This is a genomic window from Aurantimonas endophytica, assembly GCF_014196845.1.
Classification (GTDB): Bacteria; Pseudomonadota; Alphaproteobacteria; order Rhizobiales; family Rhizobiaceae; genus Aurantimonas; species Aurantimonas endophytica.
In genome coordinates this window covers 719064-735749 of record NZ_JACIEM010000002.1, presented here as the reverse complement: position 1 = coordinate 735749, position 16686 = coordinate 719064, and the positions used below count along the sequence as shown (strand labels likewise).

Sequence of the window (16686 nt, the reverse complement as noted above, 5' to 3'; positions counted from 1 at the left end):
GGATGAACGTGGATAGTGGCGCTTGCGGGAGACCGCGCTAATCTCCTGCCCGGGAGACATCGGCGCCGACGCGACCGGGGCCCGCCGGAGCCCCATCATGACCTCGGACACTCTACTGACCACCGCGACGGTGTGGTGGGGCGAGTTGCTGGCCGCAGCCTTCGCCCATCCCGTGCTGGCGACGACCGGACTGACGCTGGCGCTTCTGTCGCTGCTCCTCTCACGCAGCCTGACGATCTTCATCGCCTCGGCGTTTCTTGCCGTGGCGGCGGTCTTCGGCAGCGAACCGGTTGCCGATCCGCTGAAGCGGGCCGTCTTCGCCGCCGGCTGCTTCGCCGTGATCCTCGTCGTCTCGCTGGCGGCGATGACGCTCCGGCTCAGACTGCGCGACGCGCGCGCCACGGCAAGGCGGGCGAGCGCCGAGGCCGCCGAATGGCGCCGCCTCTACGAGGAGGAGGCGGCGAGCCAGGATGCCTGGGAAGTGACGCCCGCATCTGCAAGGACCGCGGTGCCAGACGCCTAGGGGTCTGGGAGCGGCGGCGCGCCGGCGATACGCGCCGGATGGGTGAACACCTCGAAATCCGCTTCACGCACCACGGCGACCAGCGTGATCCCGGCAGCCTCGGCCTCGCGTATCGCCAGCGCCGTCGGGGCCGAGACCGCCGCGATGAAGCCGCAGCCCATCACCGCCGCCTTCTGGATCAGCTCGACAGAGACCCGGCTGGTGATGGTGAGGAACCCCGTTGCCGGATCGATACCGGCTTCGGCGAGATGGCCGGCGACCTTGTCGAGGGCGTTGTGCCGGCCGACATCCTCGCGGGCGACGACCAGCCCCTGCCCCGTCACATGGAACGCGGCGGCGTGGACGGCGCGGGTCAGGCGGCTCAGGCCCTGAGCGTTCGACATGGCGGCGATGGCCGCTTCGATGTCGGCCGGCGCCAGCTGCGGTGCCCGGATGGCAACCGTTGGCAAGACGCGCTGCGCGAGTTCCAGCGATTCCACCCCGCAAAGGCCACAACCGACCGGGCCGGTCATCTGGCGGCGGCGCACCGTATACTCGCCCGCACGCGCCGCGCACAGCCACAAGCGGCAATCGACGCCGAGGTCGCTCGATGCGATCTCGACCCGCTCGATCTCGGCGGCGGTTTCGACGATCCGCTCGTTCAGCGCCAGGCCGACCGCCAGTTCCCGAAGGTGGGACGGGGTCGCCATCATCACGGCGTGGGTCGAGCCGCCGACCGAGATGGCGACGGCCGTCTCCTCCGGCACCGCGCGCGCGTCCAAGCGGAACGTGCCGCCATTGAAGGCGAGCGTCCCGACGCTCCGGGATACGGAATGCGTCAAGCGATCGCTCCGGTACCGGTCAGTCCGGCGAGCCCGATGGCGATACGGATGGTGAGAAGTTCGGGCCTGTCGCTCATCGGCGCACCTTAGCAAGCGACCCCTCTCGCTCCTACCCGCGAAGGTCGGCCGAAACGGCGAACGCCCCGTTCGCCCGCCGGGCGTTGCCGAAGCTGGCGCGGGCCCGTAGATAGCGCTCACCGGCGACGCCGCGAAGATGGACGGGAAGCATGACGGACCAGGATACACCGCTCGATCGGATCGAGGATGCGATCGAAGCGATCGCCAATGGCGAGCTCGTCGTCGTCGTGGACGACACCGATCGGGAGAACGAGGGCGACCTGATCATGGCGGCGTCCAAGGCGACGCCGGAGAAGATGGCGTTCATGATCCGCCACACCAGCGGCATCATCTGCGTGCCGATGACCGCCGACCGCGCCGACCGCCTCAACCTGCCGCCGATGGTCGCGAACAATCTCGACCCGATGCGCACCGCCTTCACCGTGTCCGTCGACTACAAGGAAGGGATGACCACGGGTATTTCGGCGGAGGAGCGCGCCAACACCGCGCGGGCGCTGACCAATGACAACTGCACCGGCAACGATTTCCTGCGGCCCGGCCATATCTTTCCGCTGATCGCGCGGGACGGCGGCGTGCTGACCCGTTCCGGCCATACCGAGGCCGGCACCGATCTCGCCAAGCTCGCCGGGCTCGCGCCGGCCGGGGTGCTTGCGGAGGTCGTCAACGACGACGGTACGGTGAAGCGGCTGCCGGAACTCATCCCCTTCGCCCGGGAGCACGGGCTGAAGATCATCTCCATCGAGGACCTGATCTCGTATCGCGTGCGGCGCGAATCCTTCGTCACCTGCGTCAAGGAAGAGAGACTGACGATCGACGGGCTCAGCGGCGTGCTGCGCATCTACGAGACGCCCTTCGACGACATGCAGCATGTGGTCGCCGTGTTCGGCGACGTCCGGGCCCGGGAGAAGGTGCCGACCCGCATCCACCGCGAACAACCGGTGCTCGACCTGTTCGGTCGCACCAGCGGCACGCGGACCTGGGTGGAGATCGCGGTCGAGAAGCTGAAGCAGCACGGCCATGGCGTCCTGATGCTGCTGCGCACGCCGAATGTCGACCAGGTGAGCCCGCTGGCGGCACCCGAGCCGGTCGATGGCGAATTGCACGGCAGCGCGCTGAAGCGCCAGCAGCGCTGGCGCGAGATCGGCATCGGCGCGCAGATCCTGCGGGACCTCGACGTCCGCTCGATTTCGGTGCTGGCGACGCACGAGCGCGCCTATGTCGGCCTGACCGGTTTCGGGATCGAGGTCGCCGGCACCATCCTCGTCGAGGACTGATCAGAACGCCCCACGGCACGGGCCCCTCGCCTAGCGAGACGGACCGCGCTGTACCGGCCGGCCGACCGGCAACCCCAGGCAGGGATATTCCGTCTGCCTGTCTTTCCATTGGCCGTGACATTTGCGAGCCTCAGTGCCGGGTAGAGTCGGCATGGGAGGTGACATGGGCGTCGAGGGCGGAGACCGGGACCGGCTGGCGCTCGGCACGGCGACGCGCCGCGCGGTGCTCGGCGATTCACATGTCGATCGCGCCACGGCGCAGGCGACGGCATTCGACGCCGATTTCCAGGCCTACATCACCGAGAATGCCTGGGGCGCGGTGTGGTCACGGCCGCATTTCACCAGGCGCGAGCGCTCCATCGTGACGATCGCGCTGCTCGCCGCGCTCGGGCATGATGACGAGGTGGCGATGCACGTGCGGGCGACGGCGAATACCGGCGCGAGCCGCGAGGACGTGCTCGAGGCGTTGCTGCATGTCGCCGTCTATGCCGGGGTGCCGGCCGCCAACCACGCCATCAAGATCGCCAAGGCGGTCTATGCCGAGATGGATGCGGGAGACGCGGCTTGAGCGACGGGTCGTTCTACCAGCGCGACCGGAGCCGGCATCCGCCGGCCTTTTCGCCGGGCTACAAGACCTCGGTGACGCGCTCGCCGCAGAAGGCGCCGATCTCGCTGGACAACACGATCTCCGAGATGACCGGGCCGGTGTTCGGGCACGTGCCGATCGGCGCGCTCGACAACGACCTGACCCGCAATTACGCCCATGGCGGCGATCCGATCGGCCAGCGGATTATCGTCCATGGCAGAGTGCTGGACGAGGATGGCCGCGCGGTGCCGGACGTGCTGCTGGAGTTCTGGCAGGCCAATGCCGGCGGGCGCTACCGCCACCGCAAGGAAACTTATCTCGCCCCGCTCGATCCGAACTTCGGCGGCTGCGGGCGCACGCTCACCGGTCCCGACGGCAGCTACCGGTTCCGGACCGTCAAGCCCGGCGCCTATCCCTGGCCGAACGGGCCGAACGACTGGCGGCCGGCGCATATCCATTTCTCGGTCTTCGGCCTCGGCTTCGCGCAGCGGCTGATCACCCAGATGTATTTCGAAGGCGATCCTCTGATCTGGCGGTGCCCGATCGTGCGGACGATCCCCGACCGGGCGGCGATCGAGCAGCTGATCGCGCCGCTAGACATGGCGAGCAGCGTGCCTATGGACGCGAGGGCCTACAAATTCGACATCATCCTGCGCGGCCGCCGCTCGACCCTCTTCGAGAACCGGCTGGAGGGCAATTGATGGTGCAGTCGCTGGACCGCCTGAAGGAGACCGCCTCGCAGACCGCCGGGCCTTACGTCCATATCGGCTGCACGCCGAATTACTGCGGCATCGAGGGCGTGTTCCCGGCCGATCTCGGCGCAAGCATGGTCGATGCCGAGACCAGGGGCGAGCGGATCCGCATCGTCGGGCGGGTGTTCGACGGCGTCGGCACGGCGTTGAAGGACGCGATGGTCGAGATCTGGCAGGCCGACGCGGCGGGGCTCTACCCCTCGCCGCAGGAAAAGCGCGGCACGGCCGATCCGCATTTCACCGGCTTTGGCCGCTTGCCGGGCGACATGACGACGGGCGAGTTCGTGTTCGACACGATCAAGCCCGGCAGCGTGCCGTTCAAGGACGGCCGACCCCAGGCGCCGCACGTGAGCGTCTGGATCGTCGCGCGCGGCATCAATCTCGGCCTGCACACGCGGATGTATTTCGGCGATGAGGCAGCGGCGAACGAGGCCGATCCGGTGCTGTCGCGGATCGAGCACCGCTCGCGCGTGGCAACGCTGGTCGCGCCACGCAGCGACGAGGACGGCGTCCCGACCTACCGGTTCGACATCGTCCTGCAGGGCGAAAACGAGACGATCTTCTTCGACATCTGACCACCAATCAGCGAGACCCATGGCCCAGTTCCAGTCCCTCGAAGCCGCCGTCGCCGACAATCTGTCGCCGGGCGACAGCGCCGCCTTCGAGGGCTTCACCCATCTCATCCCGCATGCCGCCGCCCACGAGGTGATAAGGCAGGGGATCGGCGACCTGACGCTGATCCGCATGACGCCGGACATCATCTACGACCAGCTGATCGGCTGCGGCCTCGCCCGTAAGCTGGTGTTCTCCTATGCCGGGAACCCGGGCGTCGGCCTGCTGCGTCGGCTGCGCGACGCGGTGGAGAACGGCGTGCCGCAGCCGCTGGCGATCGATGAGCATTCGCATGCGGCGATGGCGAACGCCTACGAGGCGGGCGCGGCCGGCCTGCCGGTGGCGATCTTCCGCGGCTACAAGGGTGCCGGGCTCAAGGCGGTCAATCCCAACATTCGCTCGGTCACCTGCCCATTCACCGGCGAGGAACTCGCCGCCGTGCCGGCGATCAGGCCGGACGTCGCCTTCATCCATGCCCAGAAGGCCGACCGGAAGGGCAACGTGCTGATCGAAGGGATTCTCGGCGTCCAGAAGGAGGCGGTGCTGGCGGCGAAGCGGTCAGTGGTGACCGTGGAGGAGATCGTCGAGGATTTTGGTGGGCTGCATCCCAACCTGACGATCCTGCCGCACTGGACCGTGACCTCCGTCGTCGCCGTGCCGGGCGGCGCGCATCCGTCCTACACCCGCGGCTATTACGGCCGCGACAACGCCGCCTATCTCGACTGGGACGAGATCGCCGCCGACATCGACCGGTTCCGCGCCTGGATCGACACGCATGTCATGGCATGCGGCCCGGACGTGTTCGCCGAGCGCGTCGCGGGCCTCAAGGGAGCGACGTGATGGCCGATTTCACCCCCGACGAGATGATGACCATCGCGGCGGCGCGGGCGCTCTCCAACGACGACGTCTGCTTCGTCGGCATCGGCGCGCCGTCGGCCGCCTGCAACGTCGCGCGTCTCACCCACGCGCCGGACGTCACGCTGATCTACGAATCCGGCACGATCGGCACGGCGCCCAGCATCCTGCCGCTGTCGATCGGCGACGGCGAACTCTGCGAGACGGCGCTGACCACCGTCGCCGTGCCGGAGATGTTCCGCTACTGGCTGCAGGGCGGGCGCATCACCGTTGGCTTCCTAGGCGCGGCGCAGCTCGACCCGTTCGGCAATATCAACACCACCGTCATCGGCGACTACGCCCATCCGAAGACGCGGCTGCCCGGCGGCGGCGGCGCGCCGGAAATCGCCTCGTCCTGCGGCGAGGTGTTCATCACCATGAAGCAGTCGCGGCGCGGCATGGTGAAGGAAATCGACTTCTTCACCTCCTTCGGCCACGGCAGGGGCGGCACCGACCGCCAGGACCTCGGCATCACCACCAAGGGCCCGACGCTGCTGGTCACCGACCTCGCCGTCTGGCGTCCGCACCCTGAAACCAAGGCCTTCGAGGTCGCCTCGATCCATCCGGGCGCGACGCGCGAAGCGATCGAGGCCAGCTGTGGCTGGGACGTGATCTACAGCGAAGGCGTCGAGGAGACCGCGCCGCCGACCGATCGGGAACTGACGACGCTGCGCGACATCAACGCCCGCACCGCTGCGGCGCACAGGCGGAGCGCGGCGTGAGCATCGATACCCTGGCGAGCGGACCGGGTGCCGACGTGCCCGGCCCCCCGCCCCCCGGGCGCATTCCGCGGCGCACCCGCGTCGCCATCGTCGGCGGCGGGCCCGCGGGCCTCCTGCTGGCGCTGCTGCTCTACCGGGCCGGCATCGACTGCGTCGTGCTGGAGCGCAAGAGCCGGGACCACGTGCTGTCGCGGATCCGCGCCGGTGTGCTCGAGCAGGGCACCGTCGATCTGCTGCGCCTCGCGGGGGTGGGCGCCCGCATGGACCGGGAAGGCCTCGTCCATGACGGGTTCGACATCGCCTGGCGCGGCGAGATGCTGCACGTCGACCTGCGCGGCCTTGCCGGCGGCAAGACCGTGACTGTCTACGGCCAGACCGAGGTCACCCGCGACCTCTACGACGCGCTGGATGCGGCCGGCGTGCCGATCGTCCACGGGGCCGAGGATGTGCGGCCACAGGATCTCGCCACCGAGACGCCCTTCGTCACCTTCCGCACCGCGGCGGGCGAGCACCGGCTCGAATGCGACTTCGTCGCGGGGTGCGACGGATTTCACGGCGTCTGCCGGCAGGCCATTCCGGCCGACAGGATCAGGACATTCGAGCGGGTCTATCCGTTTGGCTGGCTGGGCGTGCTGACCCGCATGCCGCCGGTCCAGGACGAGTTGATCTACGCGCATCACAGCCGCGGCTTTGCCCTCTGCTCACTGCGCAGCCCTTTGCTGTCGCGCTATTATGTCCAGTGTCCGGTGGGCGACCGGGTCGAGGACTGGTCGGACGAACGCTTCTACGACGAGCTGGCGGCGCGGCTGCCCGAGCGCGCCGCGGCGCAGTTGCAGCGCGGACCTTCGATCGAGAAGTCGATCGCGCCGCTGCGCTCCTTCGTCGCCGAGCCGATGCGGCACGGCCGGCTGTTCCTTGCCGGCGACGCCGCCCATATCGTGCCGCCGACCGGCGCCAAGGGGCTCAACCTCGCGGTCTCCGACGTCCATTTCCTCAGCCAGGCGCTGATCGCGCATTTCAAGGAACACGAGGACGGACTGCTCGACGCCTATTCCGCCACGGCGCTCGCCCGGGTGTGGAAGGCGGAGCGCTTCTCCTGGTGGTTCACGTCTCTGATGCACCGCTTCGAGGACGACGGCGGCTTCGGCCAGCGGATCCAGGAGGCGGAGTTCGACTATCTCGCCGGCTCCCGCGCCGCGCAGACGGCGCTGGCGGAGAACTATGTCGGCTTGCCGCATCTTTGATGTCCGAGAGCAGGATCGATCAGGTGGCGGTGGCGATCCAGTCGGCAAAGGCCTCCATGGCCGGCGTCGGCGTGCGCGACTGCACCCGCGTCAGCCAGTAGCTGCCCATCGAGGTATAGATCTCGAAGGGCTGCCTGACCGCGCCCATCGCCAGATGCCGGGCGAACATCATCGGCGGCGCCAGCGCGACGCCGGCGCCCTGCAGCGCCGCCTCCATCATCGCCAGCGAGGAATCGAAGACGATCCCGCGCAGCAGCGAGGACGGCTCGGCGATGCCGGCCGCGGCGAACCAGCTGGTCCACTCGTCGCTGCGATAGGAGCGCAGCAGCGTCTGGTTGGTGAGGTCCGCGGGCCGGTGCAACTCGTCGGCGATGGCTGGCACGCACAGCACCGACAGCGGCGCCTCGAACAGCGGCACGGCATCGATCCCCTGCCAGGCGCCGCGGCCGAAGCGGATCGCATAGTCGAGGCCCTCGGCGGCGAGATCGACCCGGTTGTTGTTGGTCGACAGGCGCAGATCGACATGCGGGTATTTCTCGCGGAAGGCCGGCAGGCGCGGCAGCAGCCAGCCGACCGCAAACGTCCCGACCGCGCCGACCATCACCACCTCGCGCACATGGCCGTTCTCGAAACGCTCCAGCATGTCCGCCATGCGATCGAAGGAATCGCGCAGCACCGGCAGCAGCGCCTCGCCCTCGGCGGTGATCATCAGGCCGCGCGGCAGGCGCTTGAACAGGACGACGTTGAGCCGGGTTTCCAGCACCTTCACCTGGTGGCTAACCGCCGCCTGGGTGACGTGCAGTTCGATCGCCGCGCGAGTGAAGCTCAGATGCCGGGCCGAGGCCTCGAATGCCCGCAGGGCATTGAGCGGCAGGTATGGCCTGACCATAGATGCCCCAATTCAATTCATGGCAGATGGCAAATATCGTGGTTTGTGGCCACCGCGCCGGGCAGATAATCTCCTCCTTGTCGGCAGGACAAGCGGCAGACATGTCCGATTGTCATTAATTCTGCGAGGGCTTGCTGCGGCGAGCCATCGATCGATGCTGGCCGACATATGGCCGAATTCACCCCATGACCGACCCTGGAGGGCAACGTGAAACACACGCTGACGCGGCGCAGCTTTTCGATGATGCTTGGCACGGCACTGGCCGGAGGATTGACTCTCGGCGGCACGGCCCGCGCTTTTTCGCAGACGGGCGAGGACGCCTTCGCGCGGCGACTCGCGGAGATCGAAGACGGCCTGACGGCTCGTCTCGGCGTCGCGGTCCTCGACACGGAGACGGGTCGCCGATGGACGCGCCGCGGCAACGAGCGCTTTCCGATGTGCAGCACGTTCAAGGCGATCGCCAGCGGCGCCGTCCTGGCCAGGGTCGATGCCGGCGAGGAGGACCTCGGCCGCCGGATCGTCTTCGCAAAGAGCGACCTCGTCCCCTACTCGCCGGGTACCGAGACCCGGGTCGGCGGCGAAGGCATGACGCTGGCGGAGCTTTGCGAGGCCGCTGTAACCCTCAGCGACAACACGGCGGCGAACCTCATCCTGGAAAGCCTCGGCGGTCCGTCGGCCATCACCGCGTTCGCCCGCTCGCTGGGCGATGCCGAGACGCGTCTCGACCGGATCGAGCCGGAACTCAACGAGGCGACGCCGGGCGATCCACGCGACACCACGACGCCGGACGCCATGGTGACGAGCCTTGCCGCGCTGACCCTCGGCGGCAGCCTCTCCGCGGCCTCGACCAGGCAGTTCACCGACTGGATGCTCGCCAACAAGACCGGCGACACGCGGCTGCGCGCCGGCGTGCCCCGGGATTGGCGGGTCGGCGACAAGACCGGCACCGGCGCATACGGCACGGCGAACGACATCGCCATCCTCTATCCGCCGAACCGCAAGCCGATGATCGTCAGCGTCTACATCACCGAGACCGAGGCGACGATCGACGACCGCAACGCCGCGATCGCCGCGGTCGGCCAGGCGGTCGCCGAAGCGCTCGGCGCCTGACCGGACGAGGCGAAAGAGGCAGGAGACGACCTCGCGCGGCTCCTGCCCCCTCCTCTTATCGGGCGATCCACCCGCCGGACCCGGCGCCTCTATCGGCAAATCCAAGCCCCGCGATCCGACTTTCTGCCGGATGTCGGGCGCTGCTGCCCTATCTGCGCTCCCGTCGACAAATCCTCAGGAGCGCCGGATGCTGAACCTCTGGTACAAGAACGCCGTCATCTACTGCGTCGACGTCGATGCCTTTATGGACCAGGACGGCGACGGGATCGGCGACTTCAAGGGCCTGACCGACCGTCTCGACCATATCGAGGCGCTCGGGGCCAACTGCATCTGGCTGCTGCCGTTCTATCCGACGCCGAACAAGGACAACGGCTACGACATCTCCGACTATTTCGGCGTCGATTCCCGCCTCGGCACGCTCGGAGACTTCGTCGAGTTCACCCATGCCGCGCGCGATCGCGGGCTGAAGGTCATCGTCGACCTCGTCGTCAACCATTCCTCGATCGAGCATCCCTGGTTCCAGGCGAGCCGCGCCGGCCATCCGAAATACAAGGACTGGTATGTATGGAAGAAGGAGCGGCCGGAGGACCACGCCAAGGGCGTGATCTTCCCGGGCGTCCAGGAATCCACCTGGACCTTCGACCGCAAGCGGCAGGAATACTACTTCCACCGCTTCTACAAGCACCAGGCCGACCTCAACATCGCCAACCCCGAAGTGCGCGAAGAGATCGACCGGATCATGGGTTTCTGGCTGGCGCTCGGCGTCTCCGGCTTCCGGATCGACGCCGTGCCCTTCCTGATCGAGGACCTCGTTAATGCCGAGACCGGCGGTTCGCCGCACGACTATCTCGGGCGGATGCGCCAGTTCCTCGACTGGCGGCAGGCGGAGGCGATCCTGCTCGCCGAGGCGAACATTCCGATGGAGGAAGCCGGCGATTATTTCGGCGACGGCGACCGGTTGAACCTGATCTTCAACTTCCCGCTGAACCAGCGACTGTTCCTGGCGCTGGCGCGCCGCGACGGCGCACCCGTCCGCGACTTCCTCGAGAAGCTGCCGGAAATTCCTCCCACGTCGCAATGGGCGACATTCCTGCGCAATCATGACGAGATCGATCTTGGCCGGCTCTCGGACGAGGAGCGCCAGGAGGCGTTCGCGGCCTTCGGGCCCGAGAAGTCGATGCAGATCTATGATCGCGGCATCCGCCGACGGCTGGCGCCGATGCTCGGAGGCGACGAGCGGCGCATCGAGATGGCGATGAGCCTGATGCTTTCGCTGCCGGGCACGCCGGTGATCTGGTACGGCGACGAGATCGGCATGGGCGACAATCTGGACCTGCCGGAAAGGACGGCGGTGCGAACCCCGATGCAGTGGTCGAGCGAGCCGAACGGCGGTTTCTCGAAGGCGGCGCCGGAAGATTGCGTCCGCCAGCCGGTTGCCGACGGGCCGTTTGCCTATGCGCATGTGAATGCCGAGAGCCAGCGGGTTGACCCGAACTCGATGTTTTCGGTGACCCAGCGCCTAATCCGCGCAAGGCGTAGCGCGCCGGAAATCGGCTGGGGCAGCTGCCGGGTGATTGACCTCGGCGAAACCAGCGTCGTCGCGCTGCTCGCCGAGTGGCGGGGCGGGCGGATCCTGACGCTCCACAATCTCGGCGAGGCGCCGGTGACGATCGATTGCGGCGAGACGGTCGCGGGTGCGCCGGTCCGGCCGTTGCTGCAGTCGGGTATCGATATCGACCGAACCGGCGGCGCCTGTCGCATTCGCCTCGGCGCCTTCGGCTACGAGTGGCTGCGGGTTGCAGGAGACGAGTGAAGAAGAACGTCGACGTGCCCGCGCTTCGGGCCAGGAAGGAAGGGGCGATCCTACTTCTGCACGGGCCGTCGCCTCAAGGATGATCTCCCGCATGCTGCATTTGCGCAATATTTGATCTCGCCTGTGGGGCGGGCCCGGTCTATCCATGGGTCGAGTAGGAGTCTTCGAGGACGCGAACATGGCCGAGCGCCCGCACATCGAACCTGTCGAGACACCGGCGGGTGACCTGACCGGCGCTCCTGAGCGCCCGGCGCGGATGGGGCCGCTGGCGAGCCTGCCGGTGTTCTTCGGGCTCTCCGGCCGGCGGGTGGTGATGGCCGGCGGCGGCCCGGGCGCGGCGTGGAAGGCCGAGCTGCTGCGCGCGGCGGGTGCCCGCATCGATCTCTATACCCCTGCCGACGAGATCGACCCGGAAATGGCCGAACTGCTGGCGATCCCCGGCAGCAATCCGGACGAGGCAGACGCATCGATCGGGACGATCGTGCATCACGACCGGCCATGGTCGATCGATATCTTCGACCATGCCGCGCTGGCCGTCGCCGACACCGAGAGCGCGCAAGAGGGCCAGGCCTTTGCCTGTGCCGCCCGGGCCGCCGGGGTGCCAGTCAACGTCGTCGACAAGCCGGCCTTCTGCGACTTCAATTTCGGGTCGATCGTCAACCGCTCGCCGGTCGTCGTCGGCATTTCCACCGATGGTGCCGCGCCGATCGTCGGGCAGGCCATCCGCCGCCGCATCGAGACATTGCTGCCGCCGGCGCTCGCCGGCTGGGCGCAGCTGGCGGCGCGTCTGCGCGGGGCGGCGATGGAGAAGCTGGCGCCCGGCCCGCTGCGGCGCGCCTTCTGGGAGCGCTTTGCCGACGCTGCCTTCACGCCCCGCGATCCCGGCCCGATCGACGAGGCGACGGCGAACAGGCTGATCGAGGAACTGGCGCGGGGGCCGTTATCCGGCGAAGCGGCCGGGCGCGTGACGCTGGTCGGTGCCGGCCCGGGCGAAGCCGAGCTTTTGACGCTGAAGGCCGTCAGGGCCCTGCAGTCCGCCGACGTCATCCTGTTCGACGATTTGATCTCCGATGCCGTGCTCGAACTCGCCCGGCGCGAGGCGCGCCGCTTCCTGGTCGGCAAGCGCGCCGCCCGCGACAGCTGCCGGCAGGAGGACATCAACCGGATGATGGTGGCCTTCGCGAAGGCCGGCAAGCACGTCGTGCGGCTGAAATCCGGCGACGTCTCGGTGTTCGGCCGGGCCGGCGAGGAGATCGCCGCGCTGGCGCAGGAGAACATTCCCGTCGCCATCGTGCCCGGCATCACCGCGGCCTCCGCGCTGGCCGCAAGCTTCGGCGTGTCGCTGACGCATCGCGACCGCGCCCAGCAGCTGCGCTTCGTCACCGGCCATTCCCGCAAGGGCGGCCTGCCGGACGATCTCGACTGGGCGGCACTCGCCGACGACCACGTGACGACCGTGTTCTACATGGGCGGACGCATGGCCGGACGCATCGCCGAGCAGCTGATCGCGCATGGCCTGTCGCCGCAGACACCGGTCGCGGTCGCGGCCAATCTCAGCCGCGACGACGAGACCCGCGGCGCCGGCACGCTTGCCGGGCTGGCCGCCCTCGTCGGCGAGATCGGCTACGAGCGGCCGATCCTCATCGGCGTCGGCCGGGTGTTCGCCGAAGCCGCGGCGGCTGCCGAACACTTGACCGAAGACGCGGTCGCCGCAGCCGAAGCCAGCTGACGCCGGCGCTTGCGTCCGGGCGCGGCGGGACGCAAACTCCGGCATGCGACGTCGGTCCTTCTGACGCAGCGCGATAGCGCCGGCGGACAAGGAGTCGGCCAAACCCCGCAAGGAGCCTCATGCGCGTCGGCTGCCCCCGAGAAATCAAGAACCACGAATACCGCGTCGGCCTGACGCCTTCGGCCGCCCGCGAATATGTCGCGCATGGCCACAGCGTGCTGGTCGAGACGGGCGCCGGCGCCGGCATCGACGCCAGCGACGGCGACTACGAAGCGGCGGGCGCCGAGATCGCCGCCGACGCAGCGGACGTCTTCGCCCGCGCCGACATGGTGGTGAAGGTGAAGGAGCCGCAGCCGCACGAATGGGTGCAACTGCGCGATGGCCAGATCCTCTACACCTATTTGCACCTGGCGCCGGACCCCAGACAGACCGAGGGGCTGATCGCCTCCGGCGTCACCGCCATCGCCTACGAGACGGTGACCGACGCGCGCGGCGGCCTGCCGCTGCTGGCGCCGATGTCGGAAGTGGCCGGACGCCTGTCGATCCAGGCGGCGGCGCGGGCGCTCGAGAAGGCGCAGGGCGGCCGCGGCGTGCTGCTGGGCGGCGTGCCGGGCGTCGCTTCCGCCAAGGTGGTGATCATCGGCGGCGGGGTGGTCGGCAAGGAGGCCGCCAAGATGGCGATCGGCCTCGGCGCCACCGTCACCATCCTCGACCGGTCGATCCCGCGGCTGCGCGAGCTCGACGATCTCTTCGCCGGCCGCGTCCACACCCGCTACTCGACCAAGACCGCCATCGAGGAAGAGGTCTTCGCGGCCGACGCAGTAATCGGCGCGGTGCTGATCCCCGGCGCCTCGGCGCCGCAGCTGGTCACGCGGCAGATGCTCTCCGGCATGAAGAAAGGCGCCGTGCTCGTCGACGTCGCCATCGACCAGGGCGGCTGCTTCGAGACTTCCCATCCGACGACCCACGCGGAGCCGACCTTCGAGGTGGAGGGCGTCGTGCATTACTGCGTCGCCAACATGCCGGGCGCCGTGCCGATCACCTCGGCGCATGCCCTGAACAACGCGACGCTGCCCTTCGGCCTGGCGCTGGCCGATCACGGGCTCGCGGCGTTGCTTGCCGATCCGCATCTGCTGCACGGGCTGAACGTGCATCGCGGCCAGATCACCAATCGCGCCGTCGCCGAGTCGCTCGGGCGCGAGCTCGTCGACCCGCAGCGGGCCATCGCCGCCTGAGCCGCCCTATTCCGCCAGCATCTGGCGCTGGCGCTCGCGCAGCGAGGCGGCCTTTTCCGGCGTCAGTTCGCCGATGCAGGCCGGGCAGGAGACGCCCGGCTCGTATTCCGGGGCGCGCAGGTCTTCCGGCGACAACGGGTTGCCGCAGCCGAAGCACGCCGTCCAGCCGGTCGGCGAGAGGCCGTGCCCGACCGCGACCCTGCCGTCGAACACATAGCATTCGCCGCGCCAGCGGCTGTCTGCCTCCGGCACGTCCTCCAGATACTGCAGGATGCCGCCCTTGAGGTGGAAGACCTCTGGAAAGCCCCTGGCGCGCATGAAGGCGGAGGCCTTCTCGCAGCGAATGCCGCCGGTGCAGAACATCGCCACCTTGGTGTGGCGCGCCGGGTCGAGCTCGCTCTCGACGAACGCCTTGAAGTCAGTGAAATTGTCGAGGCCGGGATCGACGGCGCCGGCGAAGGTCCCGACCTTGGTTTCGTAGCGGTTGCGGGTGTCGAGCAGCAAGACCTCCGGGTCGGCGAGCAAAGCGTTCCAGTCTCCAGGCTCGACATAGGTGCCGGCGAGTGCCGCGGGGTCGGCTTCCGGTGCACGCATGGTGATGATCTCCGGCCGGATCCGGACCTTGAGCCGCGCGAAGGGCCATTCCGTCGCTTCGGACAGCTTCACTTCGCCCGACCGGATGCCGCAGCGCTCGTCGAGATCGCCCAGCATCGTCTCGATGCCGGTTGCAGAACCGGCGAGCGTGCCGTTGATGCCTTCGGGAGCGATCAGGATCGTGCCGCGCAGCCCGTGTTCGAGGCAGGCGGCGTGCAGCGCCTCCTGCAGCGCCGGCAGATCTTCAAGGGGCACGAACCGGTAGAAAGTTGCGACAGTGAGGGTCATGCGCCGTCATAGCCGCCCCGCCCCCGCCTGTTCAACGCAAACGGGGATGGCCGAGCAGAAAATGCAGCCGCGGCGGTGACCGGCGCGCGGGAGATGCTAAGAGAAGGATACTGAACCCGCCGCGAGTCTCCGGAGCATTCCCCGCTTGATCGACCGTGTCATCGGTATCGTGCTGATCGTCACTGCGATCGCCGTCGTCCTGCGCGAGTGGATCGGCAGCGAGACGGCGTCGCTCGTGGCGGCGGTCGGGGTGGTCGCATTCCTGGTACTGGCCACGCCGCGGGCGCACTGGTCGCGGCAGGGGTTCGTCGCAGTGGGACTGGTGCTGGTCGTGGCCGTCATCGCGCTGCGCCCGGACTGGCAGGCGGTTTCGCTGCGCGGTCTGGAACAAGGGGCGTTCATCGCCGCCTTCTTCATCGCGCTCGCGTCGCTGCGCAACCCGGCGTCGGCCTCGCCCGCGATCGAGCGCTGCGGGCAGTACCTGGCGAGCCAGCCGCCCGGCAAGCGCTACCTGTCGCTGACCATGGGCGGCCATCTCTTCGCGCTCATCCTCAGCTACGGCGCGATCTCGCTGCTGGGCGGGCTGACCGAGAGCATCGCCAGCCGCGAGGCCAATGCCGAGGTTCGCGAGATCCGCAACCGCCGCATGCTGCTGGCCATCCAGCGCGGCTTCGTCGCTTCCCTCACCTGGTCGCCGCTCGCCTTCGCCATGGCGATATCGACCTCGGTGGTTCCCGGCTCCACCTGGAGTGGCGCGGCGTCGATCGCGATCTTCAACGCCGTGCTGATCACCTTCGTCGGCTGGGCGTTGGACACGATCTTCAAGCCGCGGCTGACGCAGCCTCCCCCGGCGCGGCGGCCGATGGGCAGCTGGCGGGACCTGCGCCCCCTGCTCATGCTGCTGCTGCTGCTTTTCGCCGGCGTATCGATCCTCGAGGTGATGACCGGGCTGCGGGTGATCGCGGTGGTGATGTTGCTGGTGCCGGTGATCGCCGTTGGATGGATCGTCATCCAGACCCATGCGAACGTCAGGGAGACCGGCAAGCGGCTCGGCCAGATCGCCTTCGTCGACGTGCCCTCCTATCACTCGGAGCTCGTGCTCCTGGTGATGGCCGGGATCATCGGAACCGTCGGCGGAGCGCTGCTTGAGCCGATGTTCGCCGGGCAGTCGCTGGGCCTTTCGACACTGCCGGCCTGGGCGATCCTCGTGTCGCTCGTCTGGTTCATCCCGCTGCTCGGCCAGCTCGGCATGAACCCGATCCTGTCCGTCTCGCTGCTCGCCCCGCTCCTGCCCGATGCTGCGGCGATGGGCGTCTCGCCGAATGCCGTCGTCGTGGCGTTGACCGCCGGCTGGGCGCTGGCGGGCGCGACGTCGCCCTTCACGGCGACGACGCTGCTGGTCGGCCGGCTCGGCCACACCACCGCCTGGCGCGTCGGCGTTGTCTGGAACCGGTCGTTCACTCTCGTTACCGGGCTTGCGCTCTCCGTTTCCGTGGCTCTGGCTGCATTTCTTTAGCTGTCT

Annotated in this window: 16 protein-coding genes; 13 read left to right on the top strand and 3 right to left on the bottom strand. The window is 68.6% G+C overall.

All coding sequences use genetic code 11. From position 1 onward, the window contains the following. Positions 1-97: 97 nt before the first annotated feature. A complete protein-coding gene (locus GGR03_RS10960) occupies positions 98-523 on the top strand; it encodes a hypothetical protein (RefSeq protein ID WP_183207862.1) in 426 nt (141 codons plus the stop codon). On the opposite strand, the gene fdhD is transcribed toward GGR03_RS10960, so the two are convergent. Further along, entirely contained in the window at positions 520-1344 is an 825-nt protein-coding gene (gene fdhD, locus GGR03_RS10955) for a formate dehydrogenase accessory sulfurtransferase FdhD (protein WP_183207861.1), read from the bottom strand. The two genes, GGR03_RS10960 and fdhD, sit on opposite strands and share 4 nt — an antisense overlap. A 227-nt stretch (positions 1345-1571) precedes the next feature. Here fdhD and ribB point away from each other — a divergent pair, with 227 nt between their 5' ends. The 7 genes from ribB (at position 1572) to pobA (ending at position 7506) form a co-directional block, all read left to right on the top strand. Beyond that, positions 1572-2696 (top strand): 3,4-dihydroxy-2-butanone-4-phosphate synthase, encoded by a 1125-nt coding sequence (gene ribB / locus GGR03_RS10950; RefSeq protein ID WP_183207860.1) that lies wholly within the window; start codon positions 1572-1574, stop codon positions 2694-2696. 163 nt (positions 2697-2859) lie between these two features. Further along, positions 2860-3264 (top strand): 4-carboxymuconolactone decarboxylase, encoded by a 405-nt coding sequence (pcaC, locus tag GGR03_RS10945; RefSeq protein ID WP_183207859.1) that lies wholly within the window; start codon positions 2860-2862, stop codon positions 3262-3264. Continuing rightward, positions 3261-3983: a protocatechuate 3,4-dioxygenase subunit beta gene (gene pcaH / locus GGR03_RS10940; RefSeq protein WP_183207857.1), complete on the top strand. Its 723-nt coding sequence runs from the start codon at positions 3261-3263 to the stop codon at positions 3981-3983. The genes pcaC and pcaH overlap by 4 nt, the downstream gene beginning before the upstream one ends. Continuing rightward, the gene (pcaG, locus tag GGR03_RS10935) at positions 3983-4609 is read left to right on the top strand and encodes a protocatechuate 3,4-dioxygenase subunit alpha (RefSeq protein ID WP_183207855.1); all 627 of its coding nucleotides are present in this window, start codon (positions 3983-3985) and stop codon (positions 4607-4609) included. Before pcaH ends, pcaG begins: the two co-directional genes overlap by 1 nt. 19 nt (positions 4610-4628) lie before the next feature. Beyond that, complete coding sequence (locus GGR03_RS10930) at positions 4629-5486, top strand: CoA transferase subunit A (protein ID WP_183207853.1); 858 nt, start codon at positions 4629-4631, stop codon at positions 5484-5486. Next, positions 5486-6262, top strand: a complete 777-nt coding sequence (locus tag GGR03_RS10925; RefSeq protein WP_183207851.1) for a CoA-transferase subunit beta — start codon at positions 5486-5488, stop codon at positions 6260-6262. Before GGR03_RS10930 ends, GGR03_RS10925 begins: the two co-directional genes overlap by 1 nt. Before the next feature lie 62 nt (positions 6263-6324). Next, positions 6325-7506 carry a 4-hydroxybenzoate 3-monooxygenase gene (gene pobA, locus GGR03_RS10920; RefSeq protein WP_183208033.1) on the top strand — a complete coding sequence of 394 codons (1182 nt, stop codon included), beginning with the start codon at positions 6325-6327 and terminating at the stop codon, positions 7504-7506. 19 nt (positions 7507-7525) lie between these two features. On the opposite strand, the gene GGR03_RS10915 is transcribed toward pobA, so the two are convergent. Next, positions 7526-8395 (bottom strand): LysR family transcriptional regulator, encoded by an 870-nt coding sequence (locus GGR03_RS10915; protein WP_183207849.1) that lies wholly within the window; start codon positions 8393-8395, stop codon positions 7526-7528. Between the two features lie 207 nt (positions 8396-8602). Between GGR03_RS10915 and bla the strand changes: the two genes are divergently transcribed. The 4 genes from bla to ald all read left to right on the top strand — a co-directional run bounded on the left by bla (position 8603) and on the right by ald (position 14282). Further along, the gene (bla, locus tag GGR03_RS10910) at positions 8603-9505 is read left to right on the top strand and encodes a class A beta-lactamase (protein ID WP_252920196.1); all 903 of its coding nucleotides are present in this window, start codon (positions 8603-8605) and stop codon (positions 9503-9505) included. Positions 9506-9692: 187 nt separating this feature from the next. After that, a complete protein-coding gene (locus GGR03_RS10905; RefSeq protein ID WP_183207847.1) occupies positions 9693-11318 on the top strand; it encodes an alpha-amylase family protein in 1626 nt (541 codons plus the stop codon). 256 nt (positions 11319-11574) lie between these two features. Continuing rightward, positions 11575-13047 (top strand): siroheme synthase CysG, encoded by a 1473-nt coding sequence (gene cysG / locus GGR03_RS10900; RefSeq protein ID WP_183208029.1) that lies wholly within the window; start codon positions 11575-11577, stop codon positions 13045-13047. A 119-nt stretch (positions 13048-13166) separates the two neighbouring features. Beyond that, the gene (gene ald, locus GGR03_RS10895; protein WP_183207846.1) at positions 13167-14282 is read left to right on the top strand and encodes an alanine dehydrogenase; all 1116 of its coding nucleotides are present in this window, start codon (positions 13167-13169) and stop codon (positions 14280-14282) included. 6 nt (positions 14283-14288) lie between these two features. On the opposite strand, the gene trhO is transcribed toward ald, so the two are convergent. Beyond that, entirely contained in the window at positions 14289-15164 is an 876-nt protein-coding gene (gene trhO, locus GGR03_RS10890; protein ID WP_183207844.1) for an oxygen-dependent tRNA uridine(34) hydroxylase TrhO, read from the bottom strand. 145 nt (positions 15165-15309) lie between these two features. Here trhO and GGR03_RS10885 point away from each other — a divergent pair, with 145 nt between their 5' ends. Then, positions 15310-16680, top strand: coding sequence for a hypothetical protein (locus GGR03_RS10885; RefSeq protein WP_246367812.1), 1371 nt, complete (start codon positions 15310-15312; stop codon positions 16678-16680). The last annotated feature ends 6 nt before the right edge of the window (positions 16681-16686 follow it).

What these genes read in the sequence shown, in the direction of transcription:
- pcaG (WP_183207855.1), top strand. Translation starts at nt 3,983, where the DNA reads ATGGTGCAGTCGCTGGACCGCCTGAAGGAGACCGCCTCGCAGACCGCC.
- GGR03_RS10925 (WP_183207851.1), top strand. Translation starts at nt 5,486, where the DNA reads ATGGCCGATTTCACCCCCGACGAGATGATGACCATCGCGGCGGCGCGG.
- cysG (WP_183208029.1), top strand. Translation starts at nt 11,575, where the DNA reads ATGGGGCCGCTGGCGAGCCTGCCGGTGTTCTTCGGGCTCTCCGGCCGG.
- GGR03_RS10930 (WP_183207853.1), top strand. Translation starts at nt 4,629, where the DNA reads ATGGCCCAGTTCCAGTCCCTCGAAGCCGCCGTCGCCGACAATCTGTCG.
- GGR03_RS10960 (WP_183207862.1), top strand. Translation starts at nt 98, where the DNA reads ATGACCTCGGACACTCTACTGACCACCGCGACGGTGTGGTGGGGCGAG.
- ribB (WP_183207860.1), top strand. Translation starts at nt 1,572, where the DNA reads ATGACGGACCAGGATACACCGCTCGATCGGATCGAGGATGCGATCGAA.
- ald (WP_183207846.1), top strand. Translation starts at nt 13,167, where the DNA reads ATGCGCGTCGGCTGCCCCCGAGAAATCAAGAACCACGAATACCGCGTC.
- pcaC (WP_183207859.1), top strand. Translation starts at nt 2,860, where the DNA reads ATGGGCGTCGAGGGCGGAGACCGGGACCGGCTGGCGCTCGGCACGGCG.
- trhO (WP_183207844.1), bottom strand. Translation starts at nt 15,164, where the DNA reads ATGACCCTCACTGTCGCAACTTTCTACCGGTTCGTGCCCCTTGAAGAT.
- GGR03_RS10915 (WP_183207849.1), bottom strand. Translation starts at nt 8,395, where the DNA reads ATGGTCAGGCCATACCTGCCGCTCAATGCCCTGCGGGCATTCGAGGCC.
- GGR03_RS10905 (WP_183207847.1), top strand. Translation starts at nt 9,693, where the DNA reads ATGCTGAACCTCTGGTACAAGAACGCCGTCATCTACTGCGTCGACGTC.